Source organism: Aestuariicoccus sp. MJ-SS9 (assembly GCF_032586235.1).
Taxonomy (GTDB): Bacteria; Pseudomonadota; Alphaproteobacteria; order Rhodobacterales; family Rhodobacteraceae; genus Aestuariicoccus.
On record NZ_JAWHTD010000082.1, the window covers coordinates 1 to 8,036 of the forward strand.

An 8,036-nucleotide genomic window follows, 5' to 3' on the forward strand; every position below is an offset into this window, starting at 1 on the left:
TGGCGCGAACTTGGCGCGGTATAAGGGAAGTCCTACTGTCCTTGTGGAGACGGGTTCGAATCCGTCTGGCAGCACCCATCGAAGCGCTTGCCGGGCGGATCGACAACCACGTCGCCGAGCGCAACCCGGGAACGGCGCACATGTTCATCATCAACCCGCTCCATGCGCATGGTTATGACAACCTGTTCGCCACCCACCCGAGTACGGAGAACAGGGTGGCGGCCTTGCAGGAACTGGCGCAGGGCCATGGAACCCCGCGTCGTGATCGGTCAGCGGCCCCCCGGGCAGGGCGCGACGGGCCTTGGGGCTAAGCTGGGAGCAGGTCCACAGTCCACTTTGTAGACCCGGGAGACATCTGACAGGAACGATCAGATGTCCCCTTATCGCGGCGATCCAGACACTCATGCGGACCGCAGCGAATGGCTAGACCGAGCCCATTCTACAATATTCTGCGCGATCCATGAATGACTGCTAAACTGATCAAAACAGGGATCGCATTTCATGGTCGCAAACAAGGCGCAGGCAGAGTATTGGGCTTCCCCGGCGGGCCTGAAATGGCTTGAACACGAGCATGCTCTGGATACCGCGATGGCCGGTATGTTGGACATGATGCTCGATACCGCTGACATCGTATCAACGGACTGTATCATCGACATAGGATGTGGAACCGGAGCAAGCACCCTTGAAGCTTCCCGACGCGTTCCGGACGGCATAGGGCTTGGGGTGGACATCTCCGAGCCACTTCTTGCACGCGCCGCCGGCAGGGCTAAGGAGGAAGGCATACAGAATGCCTCTTTCCTGTTGGCCGATGCCCAAACACATGACTTTTCCCGCCGGCCCTTCGATCTTCTGGTGTCGAGATTGGGCATGAGCTTCTTTTCCGATACCGTCGCCGCCCTTGGGAATCTGTCTAAGGCACTGAACGAGAATGGCAGAATGGTGTTTGTTTGCTGGGCATCGGTGGCCGAGAACCCCTGGTTCTCGGTTCCAGCATGTGCGGCGGAACAGAGGCTGGGATCGCTTCCGAAAGGGGACCCTGCCGCACCAGGACCAACCGCATTTCAGGATTGTGATCGAGTAGCCGATCTGATGTTTCAGGCGGGCCTCTCCAATATCGAGGCGCGTCCAGTAGAGTTTATGCTTACACCGCCCGATGGGGTTGCCGGCGCAGCGCGTGCTGCCAGCAAGGTCGGTCCCGCGGCTCGGATCATGAAAGCACACAAGGGAACCGAAGATGACGAGCTGGCGATTGAAAGCGCGGTGAGGGCCGCCTTCGAGAGTTTCGACGAAGGGGGTGTGGTGCGGGTTCCGGCCGTGGTCAATCTGTTCGCTTGTTCGCGATGAACCGGTCTCGGAAAGCTGTCATCCGGGATTGAACGCTGAGCATCAGCTTTGTCCGCGATCCGGTCGCTCAGGCCTACCGGCGACAATAACTGCTCTGGTCGTACGCAGACCTTGGGATACGGCGCAGCGAACGACGGCTCAGAGCCCAATACCGTCATTGCGCAACGGCGCAGCATCAGTCGCGAAGTGCGGACAGCAGATGGGGTGGATGGCTCCCGCTCCCCGGCGTCGCAATGCGCCATAGTGCAGGTGTCAGAATCTGCGATAGAGAGGAGCCACCGGTGTTGTCAGAAGGATTCCGGTTGAGACGGGCAGGGCGGCCTCGTAGCGTCGGAACATGACCAAACCTGACCCGTTCAAGGGCTTTCACAGCAGCCCGGAAATCATCCGCCTGGCGGTGATGCTGTACGTCCGTTTCTCTCTGTCGCTCAGGAATGTAGAAGATCTGCTGCATGAACGTGGCGTCGAGATCAGCCACGAGACGGTTCGATATTGGTGGTACAGGTTCGGCCCGATGTTTGCCTCCGAGATCCGGAAGCGCCGGATCGAAGGCATGAAATCGAGCCGCTGGCGTTGGCACCTCGATGAGATCTTCGTGAAGATTAACGGCGAGCGTCATTATCTTTGGCGGGCCGTCGATCACGAAGGGGAGGTTCTTGAGAGCTTCGTCACGAAGACGCGTGACAAGAGGGCGGCGTTGAAATTCCTCAAGAAAGCAATGCGGAAACACGGTCAGCCCGAGGTCATCGTGACGGACAAGCTGCGGTCATATGGAGCTGCTCTGAAAGAACTCGGAGCTGACGATCGGCAGGAGACGGGTCGCTGGCTCAACAACAGGGCGGAGAACTCGCACCTACCATTCCGACGACGGGAGCGGGCGATGCTCCGGTTTCGGCGGATGCGAAGTCTTCAGAAATTCGCCGCTGTCCACGCCTCAGTTTCCAACCATTTCAACTCCGATCGCAATCTCACGTCCAGAGCCATTTTCAAGAGGAACCGCGCCGCCGCTCTCGCCGAGTGGCGCGAACTTGGCGCGGTATAAGGGCAGTCCTACTGTCCTTGTGGAGACGGGTTCGAATCCGTCTGGCAGCACCATCGAGGCTTTTTACGGCCGGGAACTTCGCCGCCTTGATCCGGAGCTTGGGCTCGAAGCAGACCGGAAATAATTCGCAGGACTAGGTGTTAGCTGGATATGTGTGGCTCCGCTTGCAGTAGCTCGGCGGCTGAATAATCTTTGCCCGCGGGAAATGATGTACTTCGGGTCTAAGGGCCCGACGCTATTCCGCGATGCTATGGATTTGCACCCCCTCTCCGCAGACCTCACGCGCGATATCGACGACATGCTGATGATGCGTGAGATAGATCGCCTGTCCGCGCCTGCCGACCCGCTCCATGACGCGACAGGCTGATCGTGTTCTGTCCTCGTCGAAGGTCTCGAAGATATCGTCGCAAAAGAACGGAAGCGATGCCCCCTGATCCGCCAATTGCTCGTATGCCGCAGCGCGCAGGGCGAGATACAGCTGGAAACGGGTGCCTTTGGACATGTCCTGCGCCTGTTTTGCCATGCCGCTGGCGTCCAAGGCCAACAGGGTTTCCGATGCTCCGTCGATCTGGGTTTGCAGCTTGGAATAGGCACCGTTCGTCAGCTCTGCGAAGGCCGTTTCGGTGGCCCGCATCATTGCGCTGCGATGTGCATCACGATAACGCCTGATCGCGGTTTCTGCGAGGCGGTGGCCAAGACTTAGTTCCAAATGCCGGAGTGCCGCTTCCTGCATTTCGAGTTCTAACGTCGTCTTTCTCTCGACCAGGAGCACGACATCCGCATCCCCGCCGATGGCACGCAATTCTTGCTCGGCAGAGGTCCGCGCCTCGATCGTGCTCTTATAGCGAATTTCAATGCCTTCCAGATCGGCGCTGACCTCGTCCAGTTCAGCCAGTAATCCGGTTTGTGTGGCCTCCGCCAAGACGGCGCGTGCGTTCTCGAGGCGGTCCAGTTCGAGATGTGACGTCAGCGAGCGCTCAAGCTCCGCACGCTTGGCGCGATCAGCGATGACATTCGAAGCCGTGCTGACAGCTTGGCGTAGAGCGCCGAGAGAACTAGTGTCGACGCTCTCCGGAAACACACGTGCCAGCTCAGCAACCGCGAGGTCGATATCTTCCAGGACTTTTTGGGCCTCAGCCATAGACTTTTCATGTGCCTTGATCCGTTCGTTCAGCTCACGCTCCTTATTGTCTGCATCAACCGCATGCTTCGCCAAATCCGCCAATGCGTCGTAGTTATCCAGAGGCGACGCTGTCGTAACGACACCGACCCGCTGCGCCAACGCCTGCACTTTCTCGGCAAACTGGATCTGGTCATCTTCCATAGCCGAGACCTGGCGCTCCAGCGCAACGCGCTCCTTGTCACTTTCACGCAGATCCCGGAGAGGTTGAAGAGAGGCCTCGAGCAAGCAGGCATCTAGGCCTTGCGGAAAAGCCCTGGTGACACGCGAGGCCCAGTCGCCGCGGGCCGCAGCGGCTACCTCTTGGATGCCAGAAAGTTTGTCAGCGCGTTTCGTTTGGTCGCGCGTCAGCTCGTCAATTCGCGCTTTGGCGCTTCGCAGGTTTTCCTGATGGGTGCGCTGGGCCGTGAGATTGGTTTTTGCTACGGCGACAAGTTCATCAAACTCTGGCGCATCCCGACGGATGTGTTCCGAGAGCACCTCGACCAACCGGTTCGCCTTTTGAAACGTTTCCTGGTGCTCATCCTGAATTCGGCGAAGCTCGCCATCAGCTTGCACCGCAAGATTGAGCTTGCGCAGCCAATTCACGAAGAATTCCGGCGAAATTAAGCATCCAATACCAGCTTCGGTTGCCGCTCCCGCCAATCGCTCCAACACGGTATTGCGTGCTTGATCCAGCGTTTCGACCTGTTGCTCCACCGTTTTCAACCTGGCTTTCGCAGCCGCTAGATCCTGTTCATGCTGGCGCAGTGTCCCGATATCGGCCGCCTGTGAGAGGCGAAGATCCATGGCACTGTCGACGCGCCCCATTTCAACTTCGAAGGCATTTGCGGTTTGGTCGGTCAGACTGGCTCTGTGCGCCTTCCAGAGATCGTCGCGGCCCGTGCGAATGTTGCGCGCCTCGTCATCATCAATCAGTCCGTCCACCGCCTTGATCCGAGCGATCCGTGCGCTGCGCTCCGCGATCTCGGCACGAATATTCTCCAAATCCTCGGCGGCGACCTCGTGTCTCTTTCTAGCATTCTGCAAATCGTCGAGCAGAGTTTCGGCCTCTTCCAATGTCAGAGGACTGGTCGGCAGAGTGTCGAAGCTCTGTCCTTTGGTGGTAAGCGCATCCAACGCAGCCCGCCGGTTGCGACGTGCCGTCTTCAAAGTCTCTGACGCCGCCGCATGGCGCGCGGAAAGCGTATCGATATCAAAACGCTCAAAGACCGCGGCCAAATCGACAGTGATACAGGATTGGGCCTCAAGGGTGCCCAGGTGCTCCTTGGCGGCATCGATCTTGTCGTCGATGGCTGCCACCTCGTCCTGCTCACGTTTGACGGCGGCTTCCGCATCCCGCATGCGCTCGCGGGCCTGCTCAAGCTCCGACAAGGCGGCCGAGGACAGTACCAGATCCTTCGGGTCGATACCGGCGGGGGCACCAAGATCCTGGGACGCCCGGCCCATATCTGCGAGAACTTGTTCGAGTGCCTTATGACGCCGGTCCAGATCCAGGTCGGCCGTCGCGTACCGGCTTCTCAAGTCGTCCAGGTCCTCCAATTCCTGCGTCAGCGCGAGATGCTCGGGATGGTACTCGATCGCCGCCAAGTCCGAACGCAACACTTCGAGCTCATCGCCGTGGTTCGTGACATCGCGCTGAGCCGTGGTCTGTTCGGCGAGCATCCGCACCAAGTCTTCAGGGTCGACATCCAACTGCACAGGCCAGGCGGCGAAATCCGCAAGCTTTTCGTCAAGCGCATCGATCTCGCTAAGCAATGGCAACGACTTGATCCTGGCGTCCAACTGAGCTTTCGCCGCGAACAAGTCTTTGCGACGTTCGGAAACCTGAGCTTCCTCGAGCAGGGCATCGTCGGCCGCCTTCTTGAGGCCGCGATATTGCGAAGCTGAAACATCGAGCTCCCGGATTTGCTTCTCGACCTCGGCATGCTCTTTTTTCAGACCTGCGAGCCGGGTCGTGCTCGCGCGCTTGCGATAGAGACCGTCAGCTTCCGACTGTACACTGTCGAGAACATCGGAGAGCTCGCTGATCCCGGCCGCTGCAGAAAACAGGAGGCGCCCGATGTCACCCTTGGCCCGGGTGATTTCCTCGCCCCCCTTTTCGATCGTCAGATCGTCCAGACAAAGAAGGTTCCTGTAGTCTTCCTCGGACAGGCCGCCGAGATGCGCCTGCAGCGCGCTGTTGGGCAATTCCTGACCATGAGCATCGCGGAGCGACGGATCGCGGGTCGGAAGCCGCGTGAAGGCCGTTTCATTTCCGTCGATATCCAGCAGCCCAGAAACCCGGAGGTTCTTGCGCTGGTGCAGGAAATCGTAAGGTTCACGATGCGGGAACCCATAGAGAAGCCGGAGATAGCCCTCCATCGTCGTAGTCTTGCCGGCCTCATTCGGCCCATAGATCACATGGAAGTCCGGAGTGCCGGGGTCCCGCCGCGGCCCGAAATCAAATTGCTTGCCGGTAAACCCGCCGAAGAGTTCCAGATCGAGCTGTCTTAGCCTTGTCATTCCGAAGCTCCCTTCATGAGGGCAAAGAGATGTTCGGATCCGGCCTCGGCCAGCTCCGTTGTCAGGGCAGAGAGCGCCTCCGCATCGGACATGAGCTCGGCACGCCGAGCCGACGGAAGTTGCGATAGCACCTCGTCGACCTCGGCCAGCGCCTGCGCTGCAAACCCCTCTTCGGCCGCGATCTGCTCCATAAGCCTGCCAAGCTCTTCCGTGGCACTAGTTTCGACTGCTGTGGCAGGCGCCTCGAGCACGAAGCTGAGTTTCTCGATCCAAAGCCGACCGGTTTCTTCGGCCATTTGCGAGACGGTTTCAGTCCAAATGTCCCGGTCACGCAGGACATGCCAATGCCGTGCTGTTTGCCCCGAAAGTGTCAGACGCAAAATTGCATCGTCGTCAGGTCGTAGTCCCTCGATTGGAGCATGGAGGCTGTGTCTAATCCGCTGGCGGATCTCGTCATCATTTTCGGCACCGGACACATCGATGTTGTGGTTGAGAAAAGTTACAACAGAGGTTGGAACTTCCTCGACGGCAATCTCCCCATCTTCGATCGTCAACAGGGTGGTGGACTTGGGACCCGCCTCGCCAATATCACGGCCCTGGGGGATGCCGGGCATGACGACCCATGGCGCTTCGCTATGCACTTGCCGTTTGTGGACATGGCCGAGCGCCCAGTAGTCGAAGCCGAGAGTGGCAAGTTCGGAGACGGAACAAGGCGCGTAATTGTCGTGACCTGCGGCTCCAGCCAGAGATGTGTGCAGCATCGCAATGTTGACCGCACCGGCAACCGGCGCATCGAACTTGCCGAGCAGGCTGTCTGGGGCGTGTCTCCCGTTGAAGCTCACACCGTGGACCCAGACATCCAAGTCTGGCAGTTGCACCTTGCCGCCCCGCCCATCGAAGACATGGACGTTGTCGGGGAGTGCGACTTGGCCAGTGATCGGGTTTTCGGCATCATGATTGCCCTTGATGTAGAACACTGGGATCTTGGCAGCCTGCAGTCTTTCAAACTGCCCTGCCAGAAAGGCTGCAGTTTTCGCGCTGCGCTGCGCGCCGTCGTAAAGGTCACCGGCGATTAGAAGGGCTGTGACGCCCTCGTTCAGCGCAGCATCAATCACCCGAGTGAAGGCTGACCGCGTCGCAGCTTGGATGCCTGCACGCAAACCTTCATCTCGGAGCGCCAGAGACGTCAGCGGCGAGTCGAGATGGACATCGGCGGTATGCAAAATCTTGATCAAATACTCTCTCCCGTAAATTCGTGCTACCGAGTGCTGTGCGATATCGGCTCCAGTTAACTCTTTTCAGAGTCTTTCGGCCTCGAAGCACGAATCGCTCATTAGCCATGCGATAAACCCAACACACCCTGAGCTGAGTTACGATCGAATCACGCTGCCAACACACATACATAGGACTCAGGCAGCCTTGGGTGCGGACTGGGCCTTGGACCACCCCAGCCAGACAGTGGGGCGCATCTCATTCTCCCCGAGGAAGGTCCGAATTGCGAAGACTTCCATTGGTGCGCCATGGCGAAAGGCCGGGCCCCAAGCTGGATCGGCGCAGACCTCCTCGGTGCCGCCCGCCCAGACACCGCTGCGCGCGGGCAGGTACTGGTCCTCCCGTTCGGTCAGGACGTTTCCCTTGGCAAGCCGAGCCAGCGCGCGCAGCATGGCTGTATCCATATCGCTGAGAAAATCGCGTAGCGGGCAATCAGTCCGTTCTAAACGGCGTTGCAAGACGTGGCGCGTGGCGTGAACAGCGTCCATCTTGAAGCTGATGGCGCGCTTGCCGCTCCGCACATGGACGCGGGTCCAGACGATACGGTCCTCCCTGAAGCACTGGACACGGGTTTGTCAGAAGGATTCCGGTTGAGACGGGCAGGGCGGCCTCGTAGCGGCGTTGTTGCAAAAGTCTGTCGGCGAAGGATTCACTTCGTGAATCCATGCCGTTAGACGCGTTGTATGAACAAGC

The 8,036-nt window shown here is 59.1% G+C and carries 5 protein-coding genes and 1 pseudogene; 3 read left to right on the top strand and 3 right to left on the bottom strand.

Features of this window, described 5'->3' with window-relative positions:
• The 3 genes and pseudogenes from RXV88_RS22670 to RXV88_RS22680 all read left to right on the top strand — a co-directional run.
• A pseudogene (locus tag RXV88_RS22670) lies at positions 1-311 on the top strand (hypothetical protein); the annotation flags it as partial.
• Between the two features lie 190 nt (positions 312-501).
• Positions 502-1,344 (top strand): class I SAM-dependent methyltransferase, encoded by an 843-nt coding sequence (locus RXV88_RS22675; RefSeq protein ID WP_316295954.1) that lies wholly within the window; start codon positions 502-504, stop codon positions 1,342-1,344.
• Positions 1,345-1,681: 337 nt separating this feature from the next.
• On the top strand, positions 1,682-2,386 hold the full coding sequence (locus tag RXV88_RS22680; RefSeq protein WP_316295955.1) for an IS6 family transposase: 705 nt from the start codon (positions 1,682-1,684) through the stop codon (positions 2,384-2,386).
• 235 nt (positions 2,387-2,621) lie between these two features.
• Here the strand turns inward: RXV88_RS22680 and RXV88_RS22685 are convergent, their stop codons facing one another.
• The 3 genes from RXV88_RS22685 to RXV88_RS22695 form a co-directional block, all read right to left on the bottom strand.
• Entirely contained in the window at positions 2,622-6,071 is a 3,450-nt protein-coding gene (locus RXV88_RS22685; RefSeq protein ID WP_316295956.1) for an AAA family ATPase, read from the bottom strand.
• A complete protein-coding gene (locus tag RXV88_RS22690) occupies positions 6,068-7,306 on the bottom strand; it encodes an exonuclease SbcCD subunit D (protein WP_316295957.1) in 1,239 nt (412 codons plus the stop codon). Before RXV88_RS22690 ends, RXV88_RS22685 begins: the two co-directional genes overlap by 4 nt.
• A 174-nt stretch (positions 7,307-7,480) precedes the next feature.
• Entirely contained in the window at positions 7,481-7,735 is a 255-nt protein-coding gene (locus RXV88_RS22695) for a hypothetical protein (RefSeq protein WP_316295959.1), read from the bottom strand.
• Positions 7,736-8,036: the final 301 nt, after the last annotated feature.

Coding starts and splice junctions, on each gene's coding strand:
- RXV88_RS22675 (WP_316295954.1), top strand. CDS start 502: ATGGTCGCAAACAAGGCGCAGGCAGAGTATTGGGCTTCCCCGGCGGGC.
- RXV88_RS22680 (WP_316295955.1), top strand. CDS start 1,682: ATGACCAAACCTGACCCGTTCAAGGGCTTTCACAGCAGCCCGGAAATC.
- RXV88_RS22685 (WP_316295956.1), bottom strand. CDS start 6,071: ATGACAAGGCTAAGACAGCTCGATCTGGAACTCTTCGGCGGGTTTACC.
- RXV88_RS22695 (WP_316295959.1), bottom strand. CDS start 7,735: ATGCTGCGCGCGCTGGCTCGGCTTGCCAAGGGAAACGTCCTGACCGAA.